This window comes from Pseudomonas sp. 1L-E-NC-VB-C3 (assembly GCF_057291535.1).
The window spans coordinates 250,630-277,428 of the sequence record NZ_JBXAWD010000010.1 but is presented as its reverse complement, the minus strand read 5'-3'; the positions used below and the strand labels follow the sequence as shown (position 1 = coordinate 277,428).

Annotated in this window: 28 protein-coding genes, 1 tRNA gene and 1 pseudogene; 12 read left to right on the top strand and 18 right to left on the bottom strand. The window is 59.5% G+C overall.

Features of this window, described 5'->3' with window-relative positions; translation table 11 throughout:
* Nucleotides 1–1,965 (top strand): annotated as a pseudogene (locus AC0Z5Z_RS18395) (hypothetical protein); the annotation flags it as partial.
* Nucleotides 1,966–2,481: 516 nt separating this feature from the next.
* A complete protein-coding gene (locus AC0Z5Z_RS18390) occupies nucleotides 2,482–2,841 on the top strand; it encodes a DUF6124 family protein (protein ID WP_485611488.1) in 360 nt (119 codons plus the stop codon).
* Nucleotides 2,842–3,434: 593 nt separating this feature from the next.
* On the opposite strand, the gene AC0Z5Z_RS18385 is transcribed toward AC0Z5Z_RS18390, so the two are convergent.
* The 10 genes from AC0Z5Z_RS18385 to AC0Z5Z_RS18340 all read right to left on the bottom strand — a co-directional run bounded on the left by AC0Z5Z_RS18385 (nucleotide 3,435) and on the right by AC0Z5Z_RS18340 (nucleotide 13,591).
* Complete coding sequence (locus AC0Z5Z_RS18385) at nucleotides 3,435–4,415, bottom strand: LysR substrate-binding domain-containing protein (protein WP_485611487.1); 981 nt, start codon at nucleotides 4,413–4,415, stop codon at nucleotides 3,435–3,437.
* Nucleotides 4,416–4,559: 144 nt separating this feature from the next.
* Nucleotides 4,560–5,501 carry a peptidylprolyl isomerase gene (locus AC0Z5Z_RS18380; RefSeq protein WP_485611486.1) on the bottom strand — a complete coding sequence of 314 codons (942 nt, stop codon included), beginning with the start codon at nucleotides 5,499–5,501 and terminating at the stop codon, nucleotides 4,560–4,562.
* Nucleotides 5,498–5,968 carry a YbjN domain-containing protein gene (locus AC0Z5Z_RS18375; RefSeq protein WP_150635405.1) on the bottom strand — a complete coding sequence of 157 codons (471 nt, stop codon included), beginning with the start codon at nucleotides 5,966–5,968 and terminating at the stop codon, nucleotides 5,498–5,500. The genes AC0Z5Z_RS18380 and AC0Z5Z_RS18375 overlap by 4 nt, the downstream gene beginning before the upstream one ends.
* A gap of 17 nt (nucleotides 5,969–5,985) precedes the next feature.
* A complete protein-coding gene (locus tag AC0Z5Z_RS18370; protein WP_406229044.1) occupies nucleotides 5,986–6,615 on the bottom strand; it encodes a DNA repair protein in 630 nt (209 codons plus the stop codon).
* Between the two features lie 17 nt (nucleotides 6,616–6,632).
* On the bottom strand, nucleotides 6,633–8,330 hold the full coding sequence (locus tag AC0Z5Z_RS18365; protein WP_406229043.1) for a putative porin: 1,698 nt from the start codon (nucleotides 8,328–8,330) through the stop codon (nucleotides 6,633–6,635).
* A 39-nt stretch (nucleotides 8,331–8,369) separates the two neighbouring features.
* Nucleotides 8,370–9,074: an energy transducer TonB family protein gene (locus AC0Z5Z_RS18360; protein ID WP_406229042.1), complete on the bottom strand. Its 705-nt coding sequence runs from the start codon at nucleotides 9,072–9,074 to the stop codon at nucleotides 8,370–8,372.
* A 3-nt stretch (nucleotides 9,075–9,077) separates the two neighbouring features.
* Nucleotides 9,078–9,503, bottom strand: a complete 426-nt coding sequence (locus AC0Z5Z_RS18355; RefSeq protein ID WP_003201710.1) for an ExbD/TolR family protein — start codon at nucleotides 9,501–9,503, stop codon at nucleotides 9,078–9,080.
* A gap of 11 nt (nucleotides 9,504–9,514) precedes the next feature.
* A complete protein-coding gene (locus AC0Z5Z_RS18350; RefSeq protein WP_485611485.1) occupies nucleotides 9,515–11,314 on the bottom strand; it encodes a DUF2341 domain-containing protein in 1,800 nt (599 codons plus the stop codon).
* Between the two features lie 12 nt (nucleotides 11,315–11,326).
* Nucleotides 11,327–12,925 (bottom strand): ShlB/FhaC/HecB family hemolysin secretion/activation protein, encoded by a 1,599-nt coding sequence (locus AC0Z5Z_RS18345; RefSeq protein WP_095179900.1) that lies wholly within the window; start codon nucleotides 12,923–12,925, stop codon nucleotides 11,327–11,329.
* Between the two features lie 54 nt (nucleotides 12,926–12,979).
* On the bottom strand, nucleotides 12,980–13,591 hold the full coding sequence (locus AC0Z5Z_RS18340) for a transposase (RefSeq protein ID WP_080902524.1): 612 nt from the start codon (nucleotides 13,589–13,591) through the stop codon (nucleotides 12,980–12,982).
* 375 nt (nucleotides 13,592–13,966) lie between these two features.
* Between AC0Z5Z_RS18340 and AC0Z5Z_RS18335 the strand changes: the two genes are divergently transcribed.
* From AC0Z5Z_RS18335 to AC0Z5Z_RS18320, 4 genes are all read left to right on the top strand, one after another.
* Entirely contained in the window at nucleotides 13,967–15,592 is a 1,626-nt protein-coding gene (locus AC0Z5Z_RS18335) for an NADP-dependent glyceraldehyde-3-phosphate dehydrogenase (protein ID WP_236169733.1), read from the top strand.
* Between the two features lie 102 nt (nucleotides 15,593–15,694).
* A complete protein-coding gene (locus AC0Z5Z_RS18330; protein WP_016774599.1) occupies nucleotides 15,695–16,051 on the top strand; it encodes a DUF3302 domain-containing protein in 357 nt (118 codons plus the stop codon).
* Between the two features lie 2 nt (nucleotides 16,052–16,053).
* The gene (locus AC0Z5Z_RS18325; RefSeq protein WP_056785734.1) at nucleotides 16,054–17,013 is read left to right on the top strand and encodes an HlyD family secretion protein; all 960 of its coding nucleotides are present in this window, start codon (nucleotides 16,054–16,056) and stop codon (nucleotides 17,011–17,013) included.
* A 57-nt stretch (nucleotides 17,014–17,070) separates the two neighbouring features.
* Complete coding sequence (locus AC0Z5Z_RS18320; protein WP_485611492.1) at nucleotides 17,071–18,111, top strand: FUSC family protein; 1,041 nt, start codon at nucleotides 17,071–17,073, stop codon at nucleotides 18,109–18,111.
* A gap of 3 nt (nucleotides 18,112–18,114) precedes the next feature.
* Here AC0Z5Z_RS18320 and AC0Z5Z_RS18315 read toward each other — a convergent pair whose 3' ends face one another.
* Nucleotides 18,115–19,008, bottom strand: coding sequence for a DMT family transporter (locus AC0Z5Z_RS18315; RefSeq protein WP_485611484.1), 894 nt, complete (start codon nucleotides 19,006–19,008; stop codon nucleotides 18,115–18,117).
* Nucleotides 19,009–19,155: 147 nt separating this feature from the next.
* Between AC0Z5Z_RS18315 and AC0Z5Z_RS18310 the strand changes: the two genes are divergently transcribed.
* Together AC0Z5Z_RS18310 and AC0Z5Z_RS18305 are read left to right on the top strand one after the other, a co-directional pair.
* Nucleotides 19,156–19,593 (top strand): Lrp/AsnC family transcriptional regulator, encoded by a 438-nt coding sequence (locus AC0Z5Z_RS18310; protein ID WP_485611483.1) that lies wholly within the window; start codon nucleotides 19,156–19,158, stop codon nucleotides 19,591–19,593.
* A gap of 58 nt (nucleotides 19,594–19,651) precedes the next feature.
* Nucleotides 19,652–19,981 (top strand): YceK/YidQ family lipoprotein, encoded by a 330-nt coding sequence (locus tag AC0Z5Z_RS18305; protein ID WP_130910296.1) that lies wholly within the window; start codon nucleotides 19,652–19,654, stop codon nucleotides 19,979–19,981.
* Nucleotides 19,982–20,046: 65 nt separating this feature from the next.
* Here the strand turns inward: AC0Z5Z_RS18305 and AC0Z5Z_RS18300 are convergent, their stop codons facing one another.
* A complete protein-coding gene (locus AC0Z5Z_RS18300; protein ID WP_008006561.1) occupies nucleotides 20,047–20,718 on the bottom strand; it encodes a Bax inhibitor-1/YccA family protein in 672 nt (223 codons plus the stop codon).
* Nucleotides 20,719–20,841: 123 nt separating this feature from the next.
* Between AC0Z5Z_RS18300 and AC0Z5Z_RS18295 the strand changes: the two genes are divergently transcribed.
* The 3 genes from AC0Z5Z_RS18295 to AC0Z5Z_RS18285 all read left to right on the top strand — a co-directional run bounded on the left by AC0Z5Z_RS18295 (nucleotide 20,842) and on the right by AC0Z5Z_RS18285 (nucleotide 21,782).
* A tRNA-Ser gene (locus AC0Z5Z_RS18295) sits at nucleotides 20,842–20,929 on the top strand.
* Between the two features lie 208 nt (nucleotides 20,930–21,137).
* Nucleotides 21,138–21,347, top strand: coding sequence for a hypothetical protein (locus AC0Z5Z_RS18290; protein WP_485611482.1), 210 nt, complete (start codon nucleotides 21,138–21,140; stop codon nucleotides 21,345–21,347).
* 258 nt (nucleotides 21,348–21,605) lie between these two features.
* A complete protein-coding gene (locus AC0Z5Z_RS18285) occupies nucleotides 21,606–21,782 on the top strand; it encodes a DUF3606 domain-containing protein (RefSeq protein ID WP_008076910.1) in 177 nt (58 codons plus the stop codon).
* A gap of 225 nt (nucleotides 21,783–22,007) precedes the next feature.
* Here the strand turns inward: AC0Z5Z_RS18285 and AC0Z5Z_RS18280 are convergent, their stop codons facing one another.
* Nucleotides 22,008–22,415, bottom strand: coding sequence for a DUF3775 domain-containing protein (locus tag AC0Z5Z_RS18280; protein ID WP_056785721.1), 408 nt, complete (start codon nucleotides 22,413–22,415; stop codon nucleotides 22,008–22,010).
* 348 nt (nucleotides 22,416–22,763) lie between these two features.
* Between AC0Z5Z_RS18280 and AC0Z5Z_RS18275 the strand changes: the two genes are divergently transcribed.
* Nucleotides 22,764–23,486, top strand: a complete 723-nt coding sequence (locus tag AC0Z5Z_RS18275; protein ID WP_485611481.1) for a hypothetical protein — start codon at nucleotides 22,764–22,766, stop codon at nucleotides 23,484–23,486.
* On the opposite strand, the gene AC0Z5Z_RS18270 is transcribed toward AC0Z5Z_RS18275, so the two are convergent.
* The 5 genes from AC0Z5Z_RS18270 to AC0Z5Z_RS18250 all read right to left on the bottom strand — a co-directional run bounded on the left by AC0Z5Z_RS18270 (nucleotide 23,483) and on the right by AC0Z5Z_RS18250 (nucleotide 26,798).
* The gene (locus AC0Z5Z_RS18270; RefSeq protein ID WP_485611480.1) at nucleotides 23,483–24,028 is read right to left on the bottom strand and encodes a lysis system spanin subunit; all 546 of its coding nucleotides are present in this window, start codon (nucleotides 24,026–24,028) and stop codon (nucleotides 23,483–23,485) included. The two genes, AC0Z5Z_RS18275 and AC0Z5Z_RS18270, sit on opposite strands and share 4 nt — an antisense overlap.
* Nucleotides 24,010–24,573, bottom strand: coding sequence for a glycoside hydrolase family 19 protein (locus tag AC0Z5Z_RS18265; protein ID WP_485611479.1), 564 nt, complete (start codon nucleotides 24,571–24,573; stop codon nucleotides 24,010–24,012). The genes AC0Z5Z_RS18270 and AC0Z5Z_RS18265 overlap by 19 nt, the downstream gene beginning before the upstream one ends.
* 49 nt (nucleotides 24,574–24,622) lie before the next feature.
* Complete coding sequence (locus AC0Z5Z_RS18260; RefSeq protein WP_485611478.1) at nucleotides 24,623–25,672, bottom strand: phage late control D family protein; 1,050 nt, start codon at nucleotides 25,670–25,672, stop codon at nucleotides 24,623–24,625.
* Between the two features lie 99 nt (nucleotides 25,673–25,771).
* Nucleotides 25,772–25,978, bottom strand: a complete 207-nt coding sequence (locus AC0Z5Z_RS18255) for a tail protein X (RefSeq protein WP_064596196.1) — start codon at nucleotides 25,976–25,978, stop codon at nucleotides 25,772–25,774.
* A complete protein-coding gene (locus AC0Z5Z_RS18250; RefSeq protein WP_485611477.1) occupies nucleotides 25,953–26,798 on the bottom strand; it encodes a phage tail protein in 846 nt (281 codons plus the stop codon). Before AC0Z5Z_RS18250 ends, AC0Z5Z_RS18255 begins: the two co-directional genes overlap by 26 nt.
* Between the last annotated feature and the right edge of the window lies 1 nt (nucleotide 26,799).

The following is a 26,799-nucleotide window of genomic DNA, read 5'->3' as shown; positions in this document are numbered from 1 at the left end:
GATACCTTCCAGCGTGCCGGTGACAACCCGAATGCTGTGGCGGAATTCAGAGTATTTGACCAATTGGGCAATGCCGTCATGTCAGGTGAAAAGCGTGTGGACATTCACCTCGGTCGCCTTTCTCTGCTGGCACCCACCGTCCGTGGCATGAACGGCAATCAGTTCAGTCCGACCACTCCGGAAATCAGAGTCCTCGTACCGCAGGGTTCGTTACTGCCCACCGACACGTTGTGGGTGAACTGGCAAGGCGCGACGGCTGTCCCTGAAGGCTCCTACCCAAGCCCGCCTCGGCTGGTCAGTGCCGGCCTGGAGATTGCGGTACCGCGCTCGGTGCTCGCCTACAGCCTGGGCCAACGGGTTGCAGTCAGTTATTTTATCGACCGCGACGACAAACCCGTGGAGTCGGCTGTGTTGCTGCTGGACATTCTGCCGCTGCCGGCAACCGCTTTGAACTCCCCGAAAATTGTCGAGGCCGATGCCAACAATTTTCTCGACATAACGGCGCTTGGCACCAAAAACGCAACCATTCATGCGCTGCTGCATACCTTGATTGAAGCCGAACAGCCCTGCTGGCTGCGGCTAGAGGGCAAGAAGGCTGATGGCACTGCACATGACTTGACTCTCTGGGCTGGGTTGCCAGCTAGAGTCAACAGCACTTGGATCAACCAGGGATTCTGGCCACAGACGCTGGCAAACAGTTATCTCGTTCAATTGGGGCATGGCACGACACTGACGCTTAAGTACCTGGTGGCGCTCGACAAAAGCAATATCGAAACGAACGCAGTGAAATTTCCGGATCGGGTTTACACGATCAAGTCTGTGGAACTGGTTGTGCCGACACTGGACAGGGTATTGGACTCGAACGGTGAGGAAGTGCTGGAAGGGGGATGGACGGTCAGCACTAGCTTAACGTTGTCGGGGACTGCGAGTAAGGGACTGGATATCGAGGTGTTCGATGATGATGGGTCGAGCACTGTTGCCAAAGGGCGAGCGACGGCCGACCCGCAGACGGGGATCTGGACACGGGAAGTAACTGTTGCTGAAGGGAAGCACCGGTTATTTGCGAGATCGTTGTATCACAGTGGTGAAGTTGATTCAGGCGCGCGGAGTTTTACTGTGGCAGCTGAAGTTGCCCCGACGATTGATTCGGTGAAAGGATTGCCAAGTAACGCCGAAATTGAAGAAGGTGGAACTACTGCAGACACTTCAGTAGCAATGCAAGGCTTGGCCTCGAAAGATCAATGGGTCGAGGTATCTGATAAAGAAGAGTTCAGAATCAAAGTCCCGGTGAACCACGAAGGCGTTTGGAAATACAGTGAAGATCTGACCGCAGGAAATCACAGCTATAAAGTCAAGGCACTGTATGGTAGTGGAAAAGTTTCCATCCCAAGAACTCTAAAAGTTGTTCCACCGCTATTGGTCGACATATCACCCGTACATCTCTCAGGGAGAAATTACGTCGTCGACCATGCCGCGCTTGGCTGGGCATTAACTGGAAACGATTTCCCAGATACAACCGCGACCCGGGCGGCGACAGGCGGGCAAGCACCGTACACCTACAGGTCGAGCATGCCCAACGTTGTATCTGTGGACGGCAACGGCATGATTCGTTCAATCGGGAATGGTGCAGCTAAAGTGATCGTATCTGACGCTAGCGGACAACTTAAAGAAATCCCTGTCGTAGTAAGCAACGTGCAAACGGTTTTAATTGGCGGCGCCAACTTTACACACGCTGCGGCCAGTGCTTGGATCGCGCGCGTGGGGGGCAGTCCGTTTCCGAGCACCTTGGGCGAGATTGCACTACTTAACGTTAAATACAGACCGCTTTACGAAGCCAATTACTTTTGGGGATATATAAGCTCTGACATGGTTCGATTCACATGGGCCCGCACTAATTTCACAAACGCGTCAACAGGTGCCTCTTCCCCTTTCACTTACACAGCAGTCTGTGTGGCTAGGATCTAAAGTTACACAACGTTTCAAACAGAGAGTTTAACTACCTGGTTTCGACTGGTAGGTCGATTTGCACAAAGCGTGCACAAAGGGGCCTACACAAAGAGGACGGATTTATTTGACGAGAGATTTAAATAGCAGGGCGTGATCGAGGCTTTTCTTCTGATCGCGAAAGGGCCGTCAGGTTTGGCGCAATTTTTTGATTTAAACCAGGCGTTTAAAAGACACGCGCTGACACGCCTTCCAGGCTACAAATTCTTGCGCCATGGCCTACAGCTACGCCAGAATCCGCCGGCTTGTGCGCCTTGGGGGCGGATTCTATTGTGGTCCGATCGCTGAATGTTCAGTGATCGGGTTTAGCAGCCCGGGTTATCTCTAGACGCACAAGGTCTTGCCGTTATGGCGGCTTTGCGTGGGGCACTTCGGTGCGCCGGGTTCTAGAGTCCTGGTCTGCTAACCCGCGTACAGCCGCCACCTCCTTCGTTAGCAGCGAACGGTGGCAGCTTCACCACTCTAGAGGCTTCACCCATGATCAAACCAACACCCAACCCACCCGAATCCGACCCCACCTCACCCTACGAATCCCTCGACTCAAAAAAACTTCACCAAGCCGCCGACCGCGCCCTCGACCACTACTTCTGCCCACCCGGCTCCACCCCGCCGCCCTTCAGCCCCCGCGCCATGTACACCGTCACCGCCGACACCAAAAACGAAGACCTGCTGGCCAACGCCTGCGAAACCCTCGCCTCGGCCAAAACCATCGCCCAGGAGTTCGCCGGATTGGTCAAGCCATCCCAGCGCCGAACGCTGATGGGGATTGCGCAGTTGATCATGCTCGGGGAATTAGCGGTGAATCGGGTGCTGGATAATCTGGAGTTGCCGCAGTAGCGGGCCTTTGATGATCGTCCCCACGCTCTGCGTGGGAATGCCTCAAGGGACGCTCCGCGTTCCAGCTCTGAGGGGACGCAGAGCGTGCCGGGCTGCATTCCCACGCGGAGCGTGGGAACGATCAACGCGTAAGCAATGAAGATTCCTGTGGGAGCGAGCCTGCTCGCGAAAGCGGTGGGTCAGTCACTGTGGCTTCGACTGGCGGATTGCTTTCGCGAGCAGGCTCGCTCCCACTGTTGATGCGGTTTATTCAGTTACGGGTGCAGTGTCTGGGCTGGCGCCATCGCGAGCAGGCTCACTCCTACAAGGGGATCGGGTTAAGGCTGGAACCATTCGTGGCGTTCGTTGAAGGTTTTGATGTTCGTCCCCACGCTCTGCGTGGGAATGCCTCAAGGGACGCTCCGCGTTCCAGCTCTGGTGGGGACGCAGAGCGTCCCGGGCTGCGTTCCCACGCGGAGCGTGGGAACGATCAACGCGTAAGCAATGAAGATTCCTGTGGGAGCGAGCCTGCTCGCGAAGGCGGTGGGTCAGTCACTGAGGCTTCGACTGGCGGATTGCTTTCGCGAGCAGGCTCACTCCCACACGGGGGCGGGTTACGGCTGGAACCATTCGTGGCGTTCGTTGAAGGTTTGCTGGATGAGGTCGGTGAGGGCTTTGATTTCGGGGGAGTTTTGCGAGTCGGTGTTGACGGCGAGCCACGCGTGTAGCTGCATCGGTTCGGCGAATAATCCGGGCAGTGCGATGAGGCCACGGTCGAAGCGGCTCATGTATGCCGGCAGCAACCCGATGCACGCGCTGCAGCGAATCATCTCCAGCATCAATCCATAAGACTGCATCTGCACCACCCCAGCCAACCTCTCCTCCACCAACTCATTCCACGGCCGAAAGCTCTCAACCTGTCGGTCATGCTGCCAGTGCACCAACATGAAATCAGCCAGATCTTCCGGCGTTTCCGGTCGCGCTGTCACCCGTGAATAGCGCTTGGCGATATGCGGCAGGTACTCGATCCGCGCGAGGTGTTGCGGTTGGCTGGTGGAAAAGGTCGGGCCGGAGTTTGGGCATTCGCCAGGAGCAAGCCACAGGACAATGTCGGCGCTGACCGCACGCAATGCCAGTTCGCTATCCAGCGCGATAATTTCCAGGCGCAGGCTGGCGTTGCGCCGCAGCAGTGCGATGAGGTCGCGGCCGAGGATGTCGTGCAGGATCGATTCGGCGATGGCCAGACGAATCAGCGGTTGTTCGATGACCGGGAGTTTGCGTTCGTGGGCCAGGGTGATGAGTCGGGCCTGCAACTGTTGGCCTTCGCGGGTCAGGCTGAGGGCGCTGCCCTGGAAGCTGAACAGGCTGCGTTGCAGTTGCTGTTCGAGTTGCGCGAGTTGTTTGCGCAATACAGTTGAGCGCACGTTGAGGCTGCGCGCGGCTTGCATGAAGCAGCCGCAGCGGGCGCTGACGAGGAAGTATTGGGCGACTTCGCTGTCGATGGTCGCGGCCTGGTTTAGCCAGGGTTCGGAGCGGGATGGGGGCGATTGGAAATCAGCAGTGCCCGAGCGTCCTGCGGGTTCGGTGAATGACATTGATGACTCCCTGTCGATCTAATGTGGTGTCGTTACGCAAATCTTTTAGGAGCTGCGGCACGCTGCGATCTTTTGATCTTTAAAAGCAAAATCAACAGATCGCAGCCTCGTTTCACTCGACAGCTCCTACAGAAACACTGTGTGTCAGTTACCTATCACTTTGTTCAGTTCGGCACCGTCGATGCTCAGGGTGGCGGTGTTGAGCATGCCGTCCAGATAAGCCTGGGCGATCTGTTCCTGGCGTTGTGCGCGCAGGGCCTGGGTCAGTTGGTCGCGCAGTTCCTCCAGCGTCGCGGTGCGGGCCGGTTGCTGTTCGGTGAGTTTGATTACATGAAAACCGGCGGCGCTTTGCACAGGATCTGACACGGTGCCCACCTTGAGCCGCGCCACGGCGCTGCGCACTTCCGGCACCAGTTGTTGCAACGGTTGCAGGCCGGTATCACCGCCCCGCTCTGCCGTGACGCGATCCTGCGAATATTGCGTAGCGAGCGCCGCAAAATCAGCCGGTGCTGATTGCGCCTTCTTGCTCAATTCAGCGGCTTGTTTGCGCACCGTTTCCACATTCGCTGCGTCACTGACGCCAAGGAAAATCTGACTGACCCGGTACATCGGCGGCGTCTGCCAATTGGCCTTGCCGGCGTCGTACGCCTGCTGCAATTCAGCTGCGCTTGGATACTCCGCCGGCACCTGACTCACCGAGCGCAAATAATCACGAAACACGATTTGCTCAGTCGCTGCGCGAGTCTGCCGGGCGACGTCCGGACGCTGCGCCCAACCCTGCGCATCGGCCTGTTCCAGCACGGCTTTTTCGGCCAGTCGCGCACGAATCCAGCGCTCCAGCGCCTCACGGTTACCGCGCAATTGCTCGCGGGTTTGCGCCGGGACGGTGGCCAGCAGCGCCTGCAATTCCTCTGGCGAAACCTGCTGATTGCCCAACCGCGCGACTGCTGGCCCGGCTGCAACCGCCGGCAACGGCGACGGCTGCTGGGCGGCGACCGGATCACTGCCCGGTCGCAGCACCAGCGCCACGGCCACCACCAACAACGCCAGCGCTCCGGCGCCGATCACCATGCCAGGCTTCTTCACAGCGCGGCTTCCTCTGCTTCGGCGACAGCGGACTTGGCGGCTTGCACAGCAGTGGTCTGGCTGAAATCGCGCAGGTAAACGATGAACTCCTGCAACAGGCGATCCCACAACTCCAGGTTGCCGCGCAGGTGCTCGTTGCTCACCCCTGCGGCCACGACCACGTCCATTTCCATCAGCAGAAACTCGCCCTGCAACGACAACCGTGCAAACCGCCGCGTCGCGTTCCACTGCTCGGCCACGCCTTGGGGCAAATCACCCTGCACGCGCAGCGCGCAGCTGAAGGTGAAATCAACAAAGCTGCCCTGCTCCACCGCCGGGTTGCCGAAGCGCACGGCGTAGCCGATGCCCTGACTGGCGCTGAGCAGCTGGACGATGCCGTTCTGTTCACTCTGGTTGACGCGATAACCGGCTGCTTGCAGGACGTCGGTCAGCGATTGCGGGGAAACGTGGGTGATCAATTGAGTCATGTCTTTCTTCCTTGTTATCAGTGAGCGATCGCGGCTTGCGGCGCGTCGAATTGGGTTTTGTACAGCTCGTCGCCGAAGCCCTGGGCCAGTTCATCGAACTTGACCCGGGCGCTGCCGGCGAAGGGCTGGCGGATCTTCATCACTTCGGCGACGTCGATGTTTTCGTAGGCCGTGAGGATCTGTTTGGCGACGCCGTACATTTGCTGATTCTTGGCTGAACATTGCTGCACTTGTGTGTCACGTTCCGCCAGTTGCGCTTGCAGCTTCGAGCGTTCGGCTTCCTTGCCGCGAGCGAGGACGAGCAACTCGTCGTAGGCTTTCTTGAACTTGCCGGTCTGCTCCGCACTGGCCGCGACTTGCGCCTGCGCCTGGCTGTGCAGGCTCTGTTGCTGCCCGGCGAGTTGCTCGGCGAGGCCCTTGGCCCTGGCCAGTTCGGCGGTCAATTGCTTGATTTGCGCCTGCGCTGCCTTGGCCTCGTTCTGCGCCGCCAGTTGCGCGGCGCTGGCCTGGGCCTGTTGGCTTTGCAGGGCCTGCAATTGCTGGGTGGTGCTGCGTAATTGCGTGCGCAAGCGTTCTTCCATGCCTTCGCCGTTCGCCCCGGTGGCAAGCAGCAAACCCAGGCCCAGCGCGAGAAAACGCGTGTTCATAAAGCTCTCCCGGCGCTTTAGAAGCGCGTATTGATCTCAAGCTGCAAGACGTCGATGTCGAACGGCGCGCCGTACACCGCTTCGGTGCTCATCCAGCGACCCGTGGCGGAAACGTTCTTCGCCAGGCCGTAGTTGCCGCCCATGAAATAACCTTTGGCGTTGGTGCCGCCGAGGTGGAACGACGAGTCGTTGAAGCCGTCGGGCAAGGCGTCCGGCTGGATGTACTTGTAGCCGGCGAACAGGTTCCAGTCGCCCTTGCGCTTGAGGTCCAGCGCGTTGCCGAGGGTGAACTGCACCATCCACGCGTTGGCGCCGCTTTCGATCTCGCCGTTGCTGTCGAGGTTGTTGACGATCTGCCCGGCGGAACGCTTGCGCATGTCGCCTTCGTCGTAGCTGAGGTTGTGGATGTAGTTGCCCTGGCTGCGCAGTTTGAAATCCTGCGGCAAGTCGGCGTCCCACACGACGTTGAGGTCGAGCAGGTTGAACTCGGACGCAAGCCCGACGAATTGCGGCTGCGGCGTAGCGCTCGGGTTGAGCGGGTTCGGCGTGATGTCACGCAGCAGGAACACGCTGTTGCCCTTCTGCATGAACGCTGCGCGAGTGCCGTCGCTGTCGCAACCCGGCGCGCCGGCCCACGGTTCGCAGGGGCTGGAGCGCTGGCCCTGTATGTCATCGAAGCGGTAATAGGCCAGCGCGCCTTTGAGGCGGTTGTTGCTATTGATCGCCCACTTCGCGCCGAGCTGCGCGCCGTACAGCCACTTGTTGTCGCTCTCTTCCTTGTCGAAACCGTTGCTGCTGGAAGTGTCGTTGGTGTAGTCCACCGGGAACGCGCCGACCGTGCCGAACACGCCCCAATCGCGGTTGAGCTTGTGATCGAAAATCGCCGCCACACCGTCGAAATTCAGGTCATTGGAATAGAGCATGTCGGTGGACATGAACGGATTGGCGAAGCGCCCGCCGGCCAGGGTCAATTCGTCCATTGGCTTCCAGGTCAGATAGCCCTGATCGAGCCAGATGTCTTTCTTGGCGAAGCCGCCGCCGAGGTTCTGCGTGGTCGATACCGGGTTGTTGTCCGAACCGGTGCCGATGCGAATGCCGGCGGTCCACTCTTCCGAGATCAGCGCTTTCATGCCCAGGCGTGCGCGCAGGCGAAAGAGATTTTCGCGATCTTCGCGGGTGTTGAGCAACGGCGGCAGGCTGGTGCTGCTGTTGGGGTTCACGTCGTACGGGCCATTGTTGTTGAGCTTGGCGAAGTCGACGATTTCGTTGCTGTTGTTGCCCGAGTAGTAACGCGATTCGTCTCGCAGGCGAATGTCGCCGTCGAAGCTGATGCGCGAGGCCCAGTCCGGGAAGGTATTGGGCGCGGCCCAGTTTTCCTGTTTGGCGGTGGCCATGACCTCGGCTTTGACCTGATCGCGGATCTGGTCGCGCACCGCTGCCGGCACGTACTGCACGCGCACATCGCCCGGCGCGGCGACCGGCCCGGCCGCAACTGCGGTAGAAGCCGCTGCCTGCTTCGCCTGCGCCGCTTCGTTCTGCGCCTGGGCGATCAGCGCGTCGGCCTTGTCCTGCTTGAGAATGCCCTGCTCGACCAGCAAGCGGATCAGATTGATCGTGGCGTTCTCCGACGGCGCAGGCGCTGCCACGGCCTGACCGACCAGGGTCGCGACGACCATGCCGACCGCCAGGGACAATCGATTCACGTTGGAAATCATCTGCACACAACTCCTTTTGCCGAAGCTTGAATAAGTGAATTAACCCGGACGCCGCCCTTGCAGGGACAGGCGCACGGGCAAAGTGATGGAGGCCGGAGGCCGTTCGCTGAGGGCTGGCGCACCGCGTAAAGCGGCCAGCACCTGGGTATCGATTTGCGGGTTGCCACTGGACTTGATCAGCTCGACACGGGTGATCTCGCCGACGCTGCTCAGCCATACATCGGCCTGTAGCGAGAACGCGAGGTTGCGCAGCTCGGGGTTCTCGCGCAGCAAACGCTGGAAGGTGAACGCGAGAAACTGGCTGTACGTGCCCGTACCCAAACGCCCACCACCCGCGCCAGCCATGCCGCCGCCCTTGCCCGCGCCGATGTTGAAAGCGTCGCTACCGGACTGCGCGTCGCCGTCCATTTGCATCGGGTTGGCCAGATCGTCGGCGGGCGATGGCGGTGCTTCTTCTTCAGGCTTGACCTCCTCCGGCTCAGGCGTTGGCTCGGGCTCGACGACTTTTTCTTCCACCGGCGTTTCCGGCTCTGGCGGTTTCTCCGGCGGCGGTGGTGGCGGTGGCGGCAACGGAATGATCGTCGGCACCTTCGGCGCTTCGCGACGCACGCCGGCCATGTCGTTGGCCCACTGCCAGAGGAACCACGCGGCGAGTGCGCCGACCAGCAATCCGGCGCCCCACTTCACATAGCGCAACGGCGTCTTTTTCACTGGCGGCGGCTCGATTGGGAGTTGTGCGGTCATGACTCAGCCCTGACTCGGTTTGCCGGTGACGAGACCGACCTGGGACAGTTCGAGCCGGCGCAGCAGATCCAGCACTTCGATGACTTTCTGGTACTGCACCGTCGCATCGCCACGCACGATCACCGGAAAATCCGGGCTCTGCGCTTTCTCGATGCGCAGGCGTTCTTCCAGCTCCGCCAACGTCACGGGATAGGCATCGAGAAACACCTGGCCGCCGTCGTTGACCGAGATCGCCTTGGTCTTGGCCTCCGACAGCGACACCGAAGCGCTGGCCTTGGGCAGGTTGATCTGGATCCCGGAAACCTGCGCGGTGGCGGTGAGGATGAACATCACCAGCACCACCATCAGCACGTCGACCAGCGGAGTGATGTTGATGCTGTCGACTGCGGCATCGTCATCATCGTCGTGGGAGGCATTTACGGACGCCATGGCAGTGCTCCTCAGGCCGGTACGGAGTGGTTGGCGTGATGGCCGCGCTGGTGCGACGCCTCACTGAACTGGCTCTCGCCGTGCATCTCCGCCAGACGGGTGATGAACTCGTCGACGAATACGCGCATGTCGGCGCTGACTTCCTTGTTGCGGGTGATCAGGCGGTTGTAGCCAAACAGCGCCGGGATCGCGACGAACAGGCCCATCGCCGTGGCCAACAGAGCGGCGGCCATGCCCGGCGCGATGGCATTGATATTCACGTCGCCGGCCATCGCCGTGCCGAGGAACACCACCATGATCCCCAGCACCGTGCCTAGCAGGCCGATATACGGACCGCCGGCGATGGCGTTGGACAGGGTCGAGAGTTTCGAACTCAGTTGCTGGTTCTCGCGGGTGCGCACACCGTCCATCGAGCAGCGGATGGCTTCGATGGTCGCGGCAGAGACCGACGAGGTATCGGCGCCCTGCTCGCGGCGGGTGCGGATCTCTTTGACCGCCACCAGATACAGGCGCCACAGCGACGAATGCTGCAGACGCTGAGCCAGTTGCGCGTCGTCGGCGAACATCTCCAGACGCGTGCCGACCTTGGCGAATTGCACGCGAAAGTCTTCGTTGGCCGCAGTGACGCGGCTGAGGCTGCGGTTCTTGCGTAGCATGATGATCCACGACTGGAACATCATCAGCACCAGCACGGCGATGATCACCCAAGCGTCGATCGGCACCGCGTTGAGGAGGAAGCCGAGGCTGCCGAAACCGAAGCCGGATTGTTCTTCATCGACGCCGTAAGCGACCAGTTTCGACTCGGCGCCTTGCGAGGTGGCATCGGCCAGCAACAGCGCAGCAGGTCGGGCAATTTTCGACAGGCGCAGTTCGTCGATGGCGCCAGAGAATGGCTGCAACGCGCCTTCCTGCAGATCAGCGCCGATGGCCATGACCGAGTTGAATGCCGGCATCGCCTGGGCCAATGCAGCGCTCTCGCGACCGTTGATGTACAGGGTGACTTTCGAGCCCTCGGCGGTTAGTGCGAGGTGTTGCCATTGCCCCGGCGCCAGCGCTTGGGTGGCAGCGGCGCGCTGGCCGTCGATTTCCACGAACGGCAGGCCTTGGCTGACGCCGATCAGCAGGCTCTGCGAGCCTTCGCGTCGAGCGAGAATCAGTTGCTCGCCACTCGCCTGATCCAGACGCAGCCAGGCGCTGAAGGTGAACGCGCTGCCGGCGTTGTGTTGCAGTGACGGACTGGCCGGCAGCAGCAACGGTTGACCGCTGAACTGCAACGCACGGCCGACGACGCCATCGATCGCTGTGCCGGTCGCGCTTTGCGCGGTGTTGCCGTACGCCGTGGTGTCTTTCGCCGGGGTGCCGGTGGCGCCGTCGAAGTGATACAGCGCGGTGTAATTCGGATCGAAAGTCAGTTGGCCGTTGCCGGTAGCCGGGGCTTTCTGGTTGCCGTAATACATCCAGATGTCCTGACGCTGACCGCCCTCTACATTCGGCACATCGACCCAGATCAGCGCCATCCCCATCAGCGCATCGAAACTTTCGATCTGGTGGTTGAGCACGGTTTTGTCATCCGCCGCGACAAAGCGCAGATCCGAGCCGTCCTCTTTAACGCCGTCGAAGGTGAAGTTGCCGGTGTGCAGGCGCACCAGCAGCGCGGTGCGGCCAAGGGCCTGATTGATCGCCGCGCCTTGTGGCGTGGTGTCGACGGCGATCTGTTTGCGGTAATGCCAGTCGTCCTGCCACCAGGCCTGAGCCGTGGCCGGGAGCACGAAGCCCAGGCAGATCAACAACGAAAGGAAGAGGCGTTGCATGGACGTGCTCCGTTAGAAAGTGGCTTGGAGGTTGAAGTGCAGGCGCGATTCCTGCTTTGAGGTGTTCGGCCCTTCGAGTAGCGGGTAGCCCCAGTCGAGGCTGCCGGACAGCCACTTACTGAGGCTGGCGCGGGTGCCGAGGCCGACGCTGGCCAGGGCGTAATTGGCGTCCTGGTCCGGCAGTTCGTCGCGCAGGTACAACTGCGCGCCTTCGGCGAAGGCGTAGAAGCGCCAGTCCTGCATCCACGTGCCGGCGAATTTCGCCAGCGACGGTGTGCGCAATTCCTGGCTGAGCAGGTAGCCGTCATCGGCGGTACGTTCAGCCGCGAGATAGCCGCGCACCGAGGTGGCGCCGCCGGCGGAGAATTGTTCATTGGAAACCAGCGGCCCCGAGGCGAGCTGGAACGCCGCTTTGCTTGCGCTCTGCCAGTCGCTGTCGAAGGTCCAGGTGTAGTTGGTGTCGCCCTTGAGCACGGCGAAACCCGGTTTGGCGCGATAGCGTTTGTAGTCGAAGTCTTCGTCGTCGCTGCCGTAGCCGAACACGCTGCGCGTGGCGGCAACCAGACTCAGACCGAGACCGAGCTGGCTCTTTTCGCTGTAGCGATAGCCGTTGTAGGCGAAGGTGAACGGCGCGTATTTGAGCGGCACCTTGTCGCTTTCGCCGGACAGGCTCAGGCGCTCGTCGAAGTCCTTGAAGTCGATGCCGGCCGACAGCGAGTTCGACCAGTTGCCACTCGAGGGCAGCGTGTAAATTGCCGCGACGCCGTAGCTGTGACCTTTGCCGAGCACGTTGCTGCCGCCGATGGTGGCGACGTTGCTGTCGGACTGGTAACCGGAGAATTGCACGCTCCAGCGCTCGCTCAGCGGCGCGGTGTAGGACCCGGACCAGACCTTGGCGTTGTCGGTTTCCTGCGGCGCGGTGAAGAACGTCAGGTTGACGCTGTGACCGAGTTGCCAGAGGTTGTTGTAACCGAGGCTGGTGACGCTGCGCAGCTTTTCGGTGTCGGCGCTGTAGTCGTTATTGAGGCCGACGCTGGCCGTCCATGGGTTCTGGTCTTCGACCTGCAAGTCGACATCCATGGTGCCGGGGCGCTGCCCTTCGCGCACCAGCGGCATGACCTGGCGACCGGGGGTCTTGTTAAGTTGCGCGAGTTCGCCCTGGACCTTGGCGAAGTCCGGCACCTCGCCTTCTTTCAGCGCCGGGACGTTGTCGCGAATGTCCAGCGGCGAATAGTGTTTGGCGCCGACCACGCGCACCCGGCCGACCTTGGTTTCGCTGACTTGCAGATAGACGATGCCATCAGCCACAGCCTGCTCGGGCAGCTCGACAAATACCGATTGATAGCCGCGTTCCTGGTAGGCCTTCTGCAACGCATCGCGGGCGCCTTCGATGTCGCTCAAGGCTTTCTGCGGGCCGAGAAACGGGTACACCGCTTCTTCGATCGCCCGGGCATCGAGCACGGTATTGCCGCGCACGAAGTATTCGTTGACGTCGACCAGTCGCTGCGCGGCGGGCGCTTCTGTGCCCTCCTCGGCCAGTGCCGGCTGCGCGCCCGCCGTCACCAGCAGCCAGCCCCACAGCGCCAGCCGTGACGTGAAAATCCGTTCCACACTACCCCCTGAAATTCGCGATGACCTGTAGGCGTTAGCGCCCGGTGTGATGCGTCAATTGCTGATCGTTGTGGCGCAGGCGTGCTTGCCCAGCCAGGTGTGCAACAGCGCAAAGTTCAGCGAGAACTCGGGCATTTGCAGCAAGGCACCACAGAACACTTCGCCGATGATTTTCTGAATCAGCAGCACCGCGCGCGGCTCGTTGAGCAGCGTGGCGATGTCACGGCTGAGGGCGGTGAAACTCCAGACCTTCTGGTTCAGGCCAAGGCCGACGAACCAGCGGAACAGCAGGTTGTAATTGAGCTGTTCATAGAGCTGCTGCTCGCTGGGCACCGAATACAGCAATTGCAGGAGCAGGATGTGCATCACCGTCTGCGCGGGAATTAGCATGCCGGGTGCGGCATTGAGGTCGCGCAGCAGGTCCTGGTGGGCGTCGAGCAGATCGTCGATCTGCGGGCGCAGCAACACCAGCGAATGGCCCGGCGGAATGTAGCTGGAGACCTCTTTCAGAGCGCCCTGCCAGTCCTCCTGCGAGACGATCCAGACCCACGGCGCGCCGTAGCGATACACCGAAACCGGCTTCTTGCGCGCGGCTTCGACGATCTTCGACAGGCGTTGATCGAGCTCCTGCATGCCCACTTTCGAATAGCGTTCCATAGTCCCCATTGCCTCACTCCCGGCGTCCCGCCCCGACTCGCAAAGTGCGCCTCGAAAGGCCCTCAAGCGCGTTACACAGGCATGACCGGACTGGCTATGTGCTACCGAACTTTTGTCATAAAAGCTTCATTACCGAAGATGGATTGACGGATGTAGATGATCGACCGTGGGAGCGAGCCTGCTCGCGAAAGCGCTGTGTCAGGCGATGAGGATGTTGGATGTGCCGCCGCCTTCGCGAGCAGGCTCGCTCCCACAAGGTGGACTGTGGTTGCACCGTTGCGTGACATTCGCGTGACATTCACGGGGTTAAATCCCGGCCCGTTCAGGCGTATAACCTTCACAAGACTTTCAATCGGCACGCCGACTTCAACACAGGGTAGTGACATGACCACAGCAAACATCCTTGGCAACCTGTTCCCTTCGGTCAGCGACATCCCGGAAAAATATCGCCTCGACGCTCAGGTCGAGCAGCGTGAATATCTGGTCGATGGTCAATTGCGCCGCTGGGACGGCCCGCTCGCGCAGGTGCGCAGCCCGGTTTATCTGAAAGGCGCAAACGGCGAAGAACAGGTGATCCTCGGCAGCACGCCGCTGCTGGATGCCGACACCGCGCTCACCGCCCTCGACGCTGCCGTTCGCGCTTACGATCGCGGCCAAGGCCTGTGGCCGACCATGCGCGTGGCCGAGCGTATCCAGCACGTCGAAGCATTCCTCGGCCGCATGCGCGAGCAGCGCGAGGCGGTGGTCAAGCTGCTGATGTGGGAGATCGGCAAGAACCTCAAGGACTCGGAAAAAGAGTTCGATCGCACCTGCGATTACATCGTTGACACCATCAACGCATTGAAAGAACTCGACCGCCGCTCCAGCCGCTTCGAGCTGGAGCAGGACACCCTCGGCCAGATTCGCCGCGTGCCGCTCGGCGTCGCCTTGTGCATGGGGCCTTACAACTACCCGCTGAACGAAACCTTCACCACGCTGATTCCGGCGCTGATCATGGGTAACACCGTGGTGTTCAAACCGGCCAAGCTCGGCGTGCTGCTGATTCGGCCGTTGCTCGAAGCCTTCCGCGACAGCTTCCCGAGCGGCGTGATCAACGTCATCTACGGCAGCGGCCGCGAGACCGTCAGCGCTCTGATGGCCAGCGGCAAGATCGACATCTTCGCCTTCATCGGCACCAACAAGGCTGCCAGCGACCTGAAGAAGCTGCACCCGAAACCACACCGCTTGCGCGCCGCTCTCGGTCTGGATGCAAAGAACCCGGGAATCGTTTTGCCCGAAGTCGATCTCGACAACGCCGTCAGCGAAGCGGTCACCGGCTCGCTGTCGTTCAATGGTCAGCGCTGCACCGCACTGAAAATCCTCTTCGTACATGAAGACGTGGTCGACAGCTTCATCGAGAAATTCAACGCCAGACTGGCCACGCTCAAACCGGGTATGCCGTGGGACAGCGGCGTGGCGCTGACGCCGCTGCCGGAGTCGGGCAAAGTCGACTATCTGCACGGTCTGGTCGCGGATGCGCAAAGCAAAGGCGCCCAGGTGGTCAACCCGAATGGTGGCGAGTCCCACGCCTCGTTCTTCTACCCGGCAGTGCTGTATCCGGTGAATCCGCAGATGCGCGTTTATCAGGAAGAACAGTTCGGCCCGGTCGTGCCCATCGTGCCGTACCGCCACCTCGATACCGTGATCGACTACGTGCTGGAATCGGACTTCGGCCAGCAGTTGAGTATCTTCGGCACCAACCCGGTGGCCGTCGGCCGGCTGGTCGACACTTTCGCCAACCAGGTCGGGCGGATCAACCTCAACGCCCAGTGCCAGCGCGGCCCGGACACTTACCCGTTCAATGGCCGCAAAAACTCCGCCGAAGGCACGCTGTCGGTTCACGATGCATTGCGAGTGTTTTCGATCCGCACCCTGGTGGCGACCAAATTCCAGGAGAGCAACAAGGACCTGATCAGCGAGATCATTCGCGGGCGTGATTCGAGTTTCCTGACCACCGATTACATCTTTTGACGGATGATCGGCAGGATTGAATGATCCTGCCGATCCGTCAGCTACCCGGCAATTCAGTGACTACACTGAGCCCAGCATTGCTGGATGCCCGGGAGGCTGACCATGCTCGATTACTTCGCATTGGGTCTGTTGGTTTTTGTCGGTCTCGTGCTGTTTTACGGGATTATCGTGCTGCATGACATTCCGTACGAGATCGCCGTCCACCGCAACCACCCGCATCAGGACGCGATCCATGCCACTGGCTGGGTCAGCCTGTTCACCTTGCATGCGCTGTGGCCGTTTCTGTGGATCTGGGCGATGGCCTATCGCGAGGATCGTGGTTGGGGGTTCGGCGATGGCAAACCCATTCAGAATCACGTCAATCAACTGGAGCAGCAGGTCGTCGAGCTGCAAGCCCGGATCGAGCGGCTCGAAGCGCAGTCGCCGGTTGCGCCGCAATCTGACAGCCGGGGGATCTGAGCATGGATCTGTTGCTCATCCTCACGTATGCCGCGCTCTGCGTCGCGATTTTCAAGATCTTCCGCATTCCGCTGAACAAATGGACGGTGCCCACCGCTGTCCTGGGTGGCGTGCTGATCATCGGCGCGCTGATTTTCACCATGAACTACAACCATCCCTATTCTGAGGTGGCGCGTTCCTACTTCGTCTCGGTGCCGGTTATTCCGATCGTCAGCGGCCAGGTCATCGACGTGCCGGTAAAGGGCAACGAACCCCTGGAAAAAGGCGACGTGCTGTTCCGCATCGATCCCACGCCTTTCCAGAACCGCCTGAAATCGCTCAAGGCGCAACTGGTTGCAGCCAAAGGCGACCGCTACCGCATCACCGAACTGATCCGCCGCAACTTCGGCACCCAGCGTGAACTGGACGCGGCCATCGCCCGCACCGACGATCTGCAGGCGCAACTGGACAATGCGCAGTTCGAGCTGGACAACACCGTGGTTCGAGCACCGAGCAAAGGCTTCGTCACCCACGTTTCGCTGCGACCGGGGATGATGGCGAGCAAGCTGCCGCTGCGCCCGTCAATGGTGTTTATTCCGCAGGAAGGTCAGTACTTCGCTGCCTGGATGCGTCAGAACAGCCTATTGCGTCTGACCGTGGGCGACGAGGCCGAAGTCGCCTTCGACGGCATTCCCGGCAAGGTCTTCGCCGGTCGGGTGAAAAGTGTGATCGGGGTGATCGCCGAGGGCCAGGTGCAACCTTCCGGTACCCTGATCAGCTACACCGGCTCACCACCGGCCGGACGGGTGCCGGTGATCATTGAAATCACTGACCCAGCGTTCGCCGAATACAGCGCGCTCATGCCGGGGGGCGCCTACGGGCAAGCGGCGCTTTACAGTCAGCACTTTCACCACATCGGCGCGATGCGCAAAATCCTGCTGCGCATGTCCGCCTGGATGAATTACATTTTCCCCTTCCACTGATTTGACTGACTCACGAGGTTCGCACTGACTACTTACAGCACCCACCGCCTGCCACCGCTGTTGCGCCGTATCCTGCGTCCGTTACTGGACCCGTATCGGCGCTACCGTCACGCCCGACTGATCCATTCCGTGCGGGTGGCCTTGGGATTGTTGGCGACGATTCTGCTGACCACTGGCATCAATCTGCCCCACGGCGAATGGGCATCGGTGACCATGCTGGTGGTGATCGGCGGTTTGCAGCACCACGGCAACATCGGCAAAAAAGCCGCCGAGCGCGCCATCGGTACCTTGATCGGTGCAGGAGTCGGGTTGGCACTGGTGGCGCAACATGCGTGGCTGGGCATGCCGTGGCTGACCTATTTTTCCATGGCCGTGGTCTGTGGTTTTTTCTCCTATCACGCGATCGGCAAGGGCGGCTACACCGCCCTGCTCTCCGCCATCGCCGTGTTCATCGTCGCCGGGCATGGCGACAACCCGATCACCGATGGTCTGTGGCGCGGCGTCGACATCCTGATCGGCATCGCCCTCGCCCTGGCGTTTTCCTTCGCCCTGCCGCTGTACGCGGTCTACTCGTGGCGCTACAACCTCGCCGATGCCTTGCGCGATTGCGCCACGGTGTACGGGCGCATCATCAACGGTGAAGCGGTCAGCGCCGACGAACACGTGCGGCTGATGAGCAAGCTCGGCGCGGTGATGGTGCAATTACGTTCGCTGATGCCGTCGGTGTCCAAGGAAGTGAAAATCTCCATGACCGAGCTGGACGCGATTCAGCGCAACCTGCGCATGTGCATCAGCACGCTGGAGATCCTCGGCAATATCCGCCCCAACGCAAGTGACCCGCAGGCCACGGCACATCTGCAAACGGCGCTGAAGGCCGAACACCGGCAGATTCGCGTGCAACTGATCGGGATGGCTCGCGCCTTGAAGACCGGTGCCTCGCAACGGCTGGAGCGGCCGATGGAACTCCCGCAAGCGAACCTCGACGCGCCAGTTGCCAATACACTCGACGGCTACCGTATGCTGACCCGACAACTCGCTGCCAATATCAGCGAGATGCGCCAACGCTTGGCAGCCACCGCACCGCGCTGGAACATCTGATCCTTACTGCGCCGCCAGCCGCCGGGCTTTCCAGCCCCAACCTTGTTGCATGCCGGCGGCGGCCAGCAGGATCGCTGCGACGCCTATCCATTGCAGCAATTGGAGGCGATGGCCGAAGGCGAACCAGTCAACGAAAATCGCCGCGATCGGATATATAAAGGACAGCGCGCCGGTCAATGCCGTCGGCAATTTTTGAATCGCGCCGTACAGCAAAACGTACATCAGACCGGTGTGCACGATCCCGAGAGTCAGCAGACTCGCCCACGCATCGGCGCCTTGTGGCAACGCATCGAAATGCGCGAACGGCGCGAGCAACAACACACCGGTGCACACTTGAACCAGCGCGATGAGGTGCGGCGGCGTGCCGGTCAGGCGCTTGATGATCAGTGCGGCAATCGCATACAGAAACGCCGCGCCCAACGCCAGGGCAATTCCCATCAAGTAATCGTTACCCTCCTCGCCTTGCGTGCCATGGGCGCTGACAATCGCCAGCATGCCCATGAACGAAATCGCCAGCCAGAACAGCTTCCGCAAGGTGATTTTTTCGCCGAGGAACAACGCCGCCAGGCCGACCAGCATGAACGGCTGCACGTTATAGACCGCCGTACCAATGGCAATCGAGGCGCGGGAATAGGATGCGAACAGCAGCACCCAGTTGCCGACAATCACCATTCCACTGAGCACCGCCAGCAGAAACGTTGTGCGGGTCAGAATCCCCGGACGCAGGAATCCGAACGCGGCGCAGACCAACAGCAAGGTGCCGGCGCCGAACACGCAGCGCCAGAACACCACGTCGAGCACCGGTTGCCCGGACACCAGCACAAACCAGCCGATCGTTCCGGATATGAGCATGGCGGCGGTCATTTCCAGCGAACCGCGGCGAATTGCGTTGTCCATCATCTTCTCCTGAGGCTGTGAGCGAAGCGTGGCAAAAGTATGCCAAGCGCACCTCGGGCTGCTCCAGCGCATAAAGCAGGCTAAACTTGGTTTTCGCCTTTTTTATCGAGGGTGATTTGCGCCCTTCGCCTAATCCGGAGTTTGAATGTGACTGACGATATCGATCAGATCCTTATCAGCGCGCTGATGGAAGACTCGCGTCGCTCGCTCAAAGCGCTGGCGCAGACCAGCGGCCTGTCATCGCCCAGCGTGGCCGAGCGGTTGCGGCGTCTGGAAGAACGTGGCGTGCTCAAGGGCTACACGGTAGAGATCGATCCGAAATGCTTCGGCTATCAGTTGCAGGCGATCGTCCGTGTGCGGCCGCTGCCAGGGCAACTGCAGGAGGTTGAGCGGCAGATCATGTCGATCCCGGAGTTCACCGAGTGCGACAAGGTCACCGGCGACGACTGCTTTATTGCCCGCCTGCACGTGCGCTCGATGGAGCAGCTCGATACCCTGCTCGACCGACTGAATACGTTGGCCGAAACCAACACCGCGATCGTCAAGAAGACCCCGGTCAAGCGACGCCTGCCACCGATGGCGTAGGTGTCTTTTACCAATGATCAGGGTAGATTGGGGTTTTTCGCGGCTAAGGAATGGCGCTATGAAAATTCAGGCAATACTGCTGGCCGGCATGCTGCTCGGCGGTTGTGGCACGATTCAAACGGTGGCGCGCAACGATCAGGCTGCTGTTGACGGACTCAAGCAGCAGAAAAGTTATTGCGGCGCGGTACCGAGAATCTACAGCGGCCTCGCTTATGACTTCTGCACGCTGAACGCTCCGCTGGCCTCAGGCATCGATCCCGATGATCACCGCAACGCGGCGATTCCGGTGGTGCTGGTAGACGCCGTGGTCTCCGGCGCGCTCGACACCTTGCTGCTGCCCTACACGATCTACCGTCAGCAAGTGGACGGCAGCATCGTCATCAACTGAGCAGACACCTTTGTCCAGACGATAAAAAACCCGCCGAAGCGGGTTTTTTATTGCAGCCATTACGATCAGTCGTCGCGGCTCATGATGCCGAACAGTTGCAGCAGGCTGACGAACAGGTTGTAGATCGATACATACAGGCTGATGGTCGCCATGATGTAGTTGCGCTCGCCGCCGTGGATGATCGCGCTGGTCTGGAACAGAATGCAGACCGACGAGAACAGCACGAAGCCGGCGCTGATCGCCAGTTGCAGGCCGCTGATCTGGAAGAAGAAGCTCGCCAGCGTAGCGCCCAGCAGGACAAAGAAACCTGCGGTGATGAAGCCGCCAAGGAAGCTCATGTCCTTGCGGGTGATCAGCACGTAGGCCGACAGACCACCGAACACCAGTGCGGTCATGGCGAAAGCCGAGCTGACCACTTCAGCGCCGCCCTGCATGCCCAGGTAACGGTTGAGGATCGGGCCGAGCAGGAAACCCATGAAACCGGTCAACGCGAAGGCGGATACCAGGCCCCACGCGGAATCACGGAGTTTGTTGGTGAGGAAGAACAGCCCGTAGAAGCCGATCAGCACCACGAAAATGTTCGGGTAGCCGACACGCATCTGCTGGGCTACGAAGGCCATCACGCCGCTGAATGCGAGAGTCAGAGCCAAGAGACCATAAGTGTTGCGCAGGACGCGGCTAACCTCTAGCTGCTCAGCCTGCACGCTGTTATTAACTGCGTAATCCTGTTCGCGCATGGCGACACTCCTGTTGGTTTGAAACGTTCAGTCGCAAAGATCATAACAGACGCTCTGTAACAAGCCATGCAGAGAGTTTGACAGTGTGTTTCATTCAGGTATTATGGCGCCCGCAACGCAAACGGAGGTGTGGCCGAGTGGTTTAAGGCAACGGTCTTGAAAACCGTCGACTGTAACAGGTCCATGAGTTCGAATCCCATCGCCTCCGCCATATTTGTACCGACAAAGCCCTGATTATTCAGGGCTTTGTCGTTTCTGGGGTTTGGGATTTCCGCCGCACTAGCTGAAGCGTTACAAAACTTTTTGGCCCGCGTTACAAAACTTTCTGCTTTTTCTCCCTTCTCCGGCGTCCTGCCAAACGCAAAAAATTCTTCATGTAACACGGTGCTACGCTTGGCTTTTTCACGGAGGAACGCCTAATGCCAAATTCAGACCTGATCCCTTCCCTGCTTTACAAAATCAATGAAAACCAACTCGCCCTCGAAGCCGCCATCATGGAATTGTCAAACTGGGTCGAGCAGCGCGGATCTGCGGACGTCGCCGAGAACGTCCGCGGTGCCCTTTGGGCAATCGGCAAGAACGAAGAATTCATCAAGATGACGCTCGCGGTACTTATGGCCCCCGAATGACAGAAGTCTGTCAAGACCGTCGCACTCGTCCCTAGCACCCCATGCTGGGTACTGTAGCGGGCTAAGTTATTGTTTTAAAAAGATAACAGCCTGTTTTCAGGGTAGCAAAACATCCGTTTTTTTGTGCTTATGCAAACGGTACACCGTGGGCTGTAGCGGAGGTTTTGCGCAGAAAGGTAGTCCACCCAGACGACCGGGATTGATGGTCTATGCTGGATTGGCCTGGACTGCCCCAGGCTACCAAAAAGGAAATTGAAGATGGCTGATGATCTGAAAAACCGCGGCCCCAAAGACAGAGACCGGGTAAACACTTCCGAGGATTGGGAGTTGAAATACTGGTCGACTAAATTCGGCGTGACAGCGGACCAGCTAAAAGCAGCTGTGAAAGCAGTCGGTCCTATGGTGACCGACGTCCGCAAGAAGCTCGGCAAGTAAAGGCGTGACAGCCCCGCGGCCACCGCGGGGCTTTGAGGTGAGGGTGAAGCACCACCATGTCAAGGTGACCACGAAACCTACGCAAGCATATGATTCAAAAGGGAAAATGCTAGATTTTCAGTGGGTGAAAAACCGGAACATCACCCTATAAGAATCAATAACTTAGCGTTGTATATTCCTACAGTGGTTACGCCGTCCCGGCGATGATTAAATTTATTAACAGCCCTACTTGTACGCGAATCTCACCCGATCAAGGCCTCGCGCGAGGTACCGGTGAATAACCGCCCCCTTGCCGGAAATATAATCCAGCAATTCTTTATGCGAGTCTTTTGAGAATGAGTGGGCATGGCCTTCAAATGCGCCGCGAATCGACTCTGGATCCTCAGGATTCTCAACGTGCTCGCCGCGGCCTACGCACATCAAGGCAACCAGGTCGAGGAGTTCATCATCAGAAAGCGCACGCATCGCCTCGACGAAAGCAATTTCCTCCTGGCTATCAGGCTCAAGAATCAGAGCTTTCAACTCCCCCGCTCCTAAAATGCGGTTCCCAGGATGACGCTGACGGTATTCGTCATGGCTTGCCGCAGCAAGGCGAACAATAGAGGCTGCTTTGGTGGTGCTGAGGTGTTTCATGGACCGTCCCTTGTGATGTTGATAGCTCCTGATCCTACAGTTTGTGGATGGAGTAATGGAACACCGCAACTCAACTGAAGCGAAGAATGATGCCGTCGGGGTACATGGCGCCATCTAGATGAGTTTCCCGCAGCGCCTTAGGGCGCCCTGCCGAACTGCAATCCCACCAACACGCCACTGATGCAGCAGTATGGGCTTGAGCAGTGCATAGGCCACGTACAATGTGGCTTTCGGCAATTTCCTGTCTAAAACTCTGGTATCATTTTAGCGGATTTTACCCTAGTAAATCTGGGATGGAGTGAGGTAGTTTTAGACAGCTACGAATCACCAGAAAGGACCCTCGAAAATATGCAAAATGGAAATCCTGCCGCGCGCCTTCTGGACGTTTTGCTTCAGGCCCAGGACATCGACAAAAACACGGCCACCCGAACCGCGTGGGCTCAGATACTCGACACAGGGAACAGTTTATCTTTGCTGCATGAACGCTTATCGAAAGTGATGAATCTTTCAGATGAAACGTTCAACCTAGTCAACGAACTATTCCCACGGCAGGCACGTGCCACATCAACTTGGAAAAGTGCCATTGACTCCGCATTTTCAGTTCAAAATATTAATGGAACATTCGAATCCTTCCTTCAAAAGATAACAATAACGGCGATTGATCACTTAACCTCAGCAGCAGACTTGCTAGAATTAAAGATCCCAAGCAGGCTCACCGGGAGCCAGATCAGTGAATTCATCAGCTCTCTTAATGAGTTGATTGAAGAAGTTTTATCAGGCGAGTTCGAAGATAAAGTTAAGGAATACCTGGCTCGGTCACTTAGAAAGATCGTGATCGCTCTAGAAGAATATCGAATCGGCGGCGAAGTCCCAGTTATCACATCTATAGAATCTTTGTTAGGCCATAGCGCTTTTGATGGTGACTATAGAAATGCTCTCAACGAAACCGATATTGGCTCTAGGATATTGAATATGCTGGGAGGGCTTGCTGACGCCGTGACCGTTGTTACGCCGTTAGTACCGCTGCTTCTGACTGAATCAGCAAAAAAAATGATAGGCGGTTTAGGTTAAGGCTGGCTAAACGACAGCGCTCGAACATAGGCCTGACACGCCTGCAGCGCGATCAGCCCCCGGTCACCGTCATCGGTGACGCTGATAATTCGTTGAGCATGCGCTGGGTCAAGTTCGGCTCTTGTGGGGCCATGAACCACGCCGCCGGTGGCGGTGGTGGCTGACAACGATCCGTTGCCGGCGCCGGTGGTGGCATCGAGTAGGACTGACAGGCGCAGATCAGCAGTGGCAAGGCGGTCGCGCAGGCGACCTTGATCACGTTGGACATCGCTTAAGGCTCGATAATGGGTTTGTTCACTGGTTGCCAGGCGCTGCTCGAGCCCAAAGCGTTTGTCCTGTTCGGCACGCTGCTGCGCCACCGTGGCCAGGGCCAACTGGTTAAGGGTTTCGGTGTGGAGTCGGGCCTGCTCTGCGAGTTGTTTGCCGTACCGCCAATCCTGTAATTGCCAGGCGATGGCGGCGGAGGCACCGGCTAAAACGGCCAGCAGGACACATTTGGTCACCAGCCGATACGGCGTCGGAATCAGTTCGCCGATACGCATAGCACCGCCCTCGCCCGCCCCCACAACTCCAGCCGATCCTGCAGGCCATTGAGGCCGCCGTTGATCCTGCGGGTGATCGTGTTGAATTCATTTTGATCGGCCAGCGCGTTCAGTCCATTCACTGACCAGAACCACGCCGCCGATTCGACGGCCCACTGCGGCAGTTCCAGCAGTTCAGGTGTGCGCAGCAATCGCTCGTCACCGAACAGCGCCAAGCTGCAGCGTAGGTAGTTGTCGTGGCCGGTGACCTGGATCAGGCCGCGACCGCGATAGCGCTGGCCGTCACCATCCGCTGCCGGCGTATTGCCCAGTCTCGCAGCCAGGTTGCCGGTGTCGTACTTGCTCAGGTACTGGTCGCCGCCCAGTTCCCGGACATACTGCAGCTGACCCGACTCGTGACCGACTTGCGCCAGGAATGCGGCTTGGCGTTTCGGCGTATTGATCTGTCGATGGGCCATGGCTGCGTTAAGGGCGGATACAAAAACGCCCGCTTGGCGGCGGGCGTTGGGCATGATGCTTTGCAGCTGTTGTTCAGTGATGGACATACAAACTCCAGATATAAAGAAACCGCACTCAGGCGGCCATGGGGTGCGGTTACTGCTTCTCGATGTTCACAACCTTGAGCGGTGGTTTCAGTCCCTTCTTTTTCTTGCCCTTGGATTTACCTGCTTTGCCGGCGTTGCATTCGACCGTGGTGGACCAGCCGGACTGGGTGAACACCTGCTCGACCGAATCCGCCAGGTATTCGCCATCAAGCCCTTCCTTAAAGCCTTGGGCGAGAATCGGCCGCTCGGCAAAGATGTCTGTTCGGCCGGGCATCTCAAATCGCACGTCGGCGGTCGAGCGATTGAACGCTGACAGACGGGCCTTGGCGGCCGCTTCGGCGGCGGTCTTGTTCGGGTAGATATGGCGATCGGTATGCACCGCCGGCAGACCGTCCGGGGAGTCATCGTTGTCGATGGTGACCACCTCCAGCTTGCCGTCCTTCTTGTTCTGGTGCTTGGTCGCGACCGCCTTGTGTGAGTTGCGATCGCCTAGACTGAATTGCCAACGGCTGAGGTCGCGTCGAGTCAGGGTAATGGCGCCGAACGTCTTGCCGCTGGCTGTCTGGCCACCTTGGCGCGGCATCACCAACAACTTGCCGTCGGCCACCTTGGCCGTGCAGTTGTATTGCTTGGCCAGCCGGGTGATGAAATTAAAATCGGACTCGTTGAGCTGGTCGACCCGGGCGACCTTGGTGGACACCGGACACACCGGCGTCCATCCATTACGCGCAGCCACGTCAGCCACGATCTTCGACAACGGCACGTCTTCCCAGCTTCCGCTGCGGATGGTCTTGCCACTACCCCGCATGTCGCTGGCCTTGCCCTTGATCACGATGGTATCGGGTGGGCCTGACACCTCGACCGTGTCCACGGTATAGCTGCCCATGCGCGTCAGGGCTGTTTCGGCATACCCCAGGTAAATCTCGATTGAGCTGCCGCGACGAGGCAATTGCACTTGCCCGTCACGGTCGTCGATACGCAACTCAAACTCGTCGGACTCCATGCCCGGCTTGTCAGAGGTACGCAGCAACAACAGCCGATCATTGATCTTGGCCGTGACGTCGGACCCATCGGCGACGATTCGAAACATCGGAGTCATGGTTTTTTTCCAATAAAAAAACCCGCACAAGGCGGGCCAGAAAAACAAGGTGTCGTTACGCGTAACGCGACGCGGCGCCGGCGAAGGCATCGCCCCGGGTCAATCCCACAAGCTGACGCCCTCACTGGTCGGACTCGGCAGATCTGGCAGGACGATAATCACGCCAGACCGGAACGGCTGAGGCTCATCGGCCAACCCCTGGTTGGCATCGAGCACGGCCTCGACGCTGCCATTCAGATGGCCGTAAACGTTGTTGCAAATGACATCGAGCATGTCGCCGTCAGACGTCCTGCATGTCGTCGCCATAGCGTTCAAACTCCAAAGTGAAACCCTGTTTTCGAGCTATCCCGCCGTGCAGCAGCGCGGATTGTTCCTCGTTTATGTTTTTCAGGCACCAAGTCCCGATCACCTCGCCATAGCCCGTGGTCAGGGTCAGCGGTTGAAGCCTGGCCCCAATGGAGCGCAGCGTATCGAGCTGCTTCAATCCACCTTTGAAGCTTGGGTAGATCGTGCCTTTGAGCGTCAATTTTTCATCCCCCATACCGATGGCCTGCTTCGCCGGCCGGCGCGTCAACCGCTCCTGCGAAGCCCAGCGGAATTCAGTCGAACGGCTCAGCTCATCAAAGGCTGCGGTGTCCAGGTTGAAGTAATACGGCTCAATCTTGGGATCGCGCGGCTGAATGATCATCAGATGCGGGAACGGCTTCACCGCCTCCGGCGCCGGCGTGGCCTCCACGGCAAAGGAACTGGTGGGCACGATGTTGGCCAGCGACGGACTGACCTTGCCGGCAACGTTGTTGATCGCCGTGGCCGCCTTGCCCGCCTGCTCCTTCAATGTGCCCAGCCGATCCTGCACTTCAGCCGCCGCCCGGGTGGCGCGGCCGTACACCGCTACCACCTGACCGACCTTGGCCTGAGCCGCGTCGACGCCACGCATCACTCGCTGAAGTTTGGCGCCGATGGCCGGACCAACAAACGGGATGTTTTCCAGTTCGGATGCGGCGCCGGTCAGTTCGCGGATCGCGCCATTGACCGGGGACAGCATGCCATCGGCGCTACGCCGCCCGGTTTCAGCCGCATCCACCAGATACTTCAGACTTGATTGCATCTGCTCCATGTAAGCCATG

Bases quoted from the DNA above. Each gene is read 5' to 3' on its own strand.
- AC0Z5Z_RS18390 (WP_485611488.1), top strand. From the start codon at position 2,482: ATGATCAAACCAACACCCAACCCACCCGAATCCGACCCCACCTCACCC.
- AC0Z5Z_RS18385 (WP_485611487.1), bottom strand. From the start codon at position 4,415: ATGTCATTCACCGAACCCGCAGGACGCTCGGGCACTGCTGATTTCCAA.
- AC0Z5Z_RS18375 (WP_150635405.1), bottom strand. From the start codon at position 5,968: ATGACTCAATTGATCACCCACGTTTCCCCGCAATCGCTGACCGACGTC.
- AC0Z5Z_RS18370 (WP_406229044.1), bottom strand. From the start codon at position 6,615: ATGAACACGCGTTTTCTCGCGCTGGGCCTGGGTTTGCTGCTTGCCACC.
- AC0Z5Z_RS18365 (WP_406229043.1), bottom strand. From the start codon at position 8,330: ATGATTTCCAACGTGAATCGATTGTCCCTGGCGGTCGGCATGGTCGTC.
- AC0Z5Z_RS18360 (WP_406229042.1), bottom strand. From the start codon at position 9,074: ATGACCGCACAACTCCCAATCGAGCCGCCGCCAGTGAAAAAGACGCCG.
- AC0Z5Z_RS18355 (WP_003201710.1), bottom strand. From the start codon at position 9,503: ATGGCGTCCGTAAATGCCTCCCACGACGATGATGACGATGCCGCAGTC.
- AC0Z5Z_RS18350 (WP_485611485.1), bottom strand. From the start codon at position 11,314: ATGCAACGCCTCTTCCTTTCGTTGTTGATCTGCCTGGGCTTCGTGCTC.
- AC0Z5Z_RS18340 (WP_080902524.1), bottom strand. From the start codon at position 13,591: ATGGGGACTATGGAACGCTATTCGAAAGTGGGCATGCAGGAGCTCGAT.
- AC0Z5Z_RS18335 (WP_236169733.1), top strand. From the start codon at position 13,967: ATGACCACAGCAAACATCCTTGGCAACCTGTTCCCTTCGGTCAGCGAC.
- AC0Z5Z_RS18330 (WP_016774599.1), top strand. From the start codon at position 15,695: ATGCTCGATTACTTCGCATTGGGTCTGTTGGTTTTTGTCGGTCTCGTG.
- AC0Z5Z_RS18325 (WP_056785734.1), top strand. From the start codon at position 16,054: ATGGATCTGTTGCTCATCCTCACGTATGCCGCGCTCTGCGTCGCGATT.
- AC0Z5Z_RS18315 (WP_485611484.1), bottom strand. From the start codon at position 19,008: ATGGACAACGCAATTCGCCGCGGTTCGCTGGAAATGACCGCCGCCATG.
- AC0Z5Z_RS18305 (WP_130910296.1), top strand. From the start codon at position 19,652: ATGAAAATTCAGGCAATACTGCTGGCCGGCATGCTGCTCGGCGGTTGT.
- AC0Z5Z_RS18300 (WP_008006561.1), bottom strand. From the start codon at position 20,718: ATGCGCGAACAGGATTACGCAGTTAATAACAGCGTGCAGGCTGAGCAG.
- AC0Z5Z_RS18290 (WP_485611482.1), top strand. From the start codon at position 21,138: ATGCCAAATTCAGACCTGATCCCTTCCCTGCTTTACAAAATCAATGAA.
- AC0Z5Z_RS18285 (WP_008076910.1), top strand. From the start codon at position 21,606: ATGGCTGATGATCTGAAAAACCGCGGCCCCAAAGACAGAGACCGGGTA.
- AC0Z5Z_RS18280 (WP_056785721.1), bottom strand. From the start codon at position 22,415: ATGAAACACCTCAGCACCACCAAAGCAGCCTCTATTGTTCGCCTTGCT.
- AC0Z5Z_RS18275 (WP_485611481.1), top strand. From the start codon at position 22,764: ATGCAAAATGGAAATCCTGCCGCGCGCCTTCTGGACGTTTTGCTTCAG.
- AC0Z5Z_RS18270 (WP_485611480.1), bottom strand. From the start codon at position 24,028: ATGCGTATCGGCGAACTGATTCCGACGCCGTATCGGCTGGTGACCAAA.
- AC0Z5Z_RS18265 (WP_485611479.1), bottom strand. From the start codon at position 24,573: ATGTCCATCACTGAACAACAGCTGCAAAGCATCATGCCCAACGCCCGC.
- AC0Z5Z_RS18260 (WP_485611478.1), bottom strand. From the start codon at position 25,672: ATGACTCCGATGTTTCGAATCGTCGCCGATGGGTCCGACGTCACGGCC.
- AC0Z5Z_RS18255 (WP_064596196.1), bottom strand. From the start codon at position 25,978: ATGGCGACGACATGCAGGACGTCTGACGGCGACATGCTCGATGTCATT.
- AC0Z5Z_RS18250 (WP_485611477.1), bottom strand. From the start codon at position 26,798: ATGGCTTACATGGAGCAGATGCAATCAAGTCTGAAGTATCTGGTGGAT.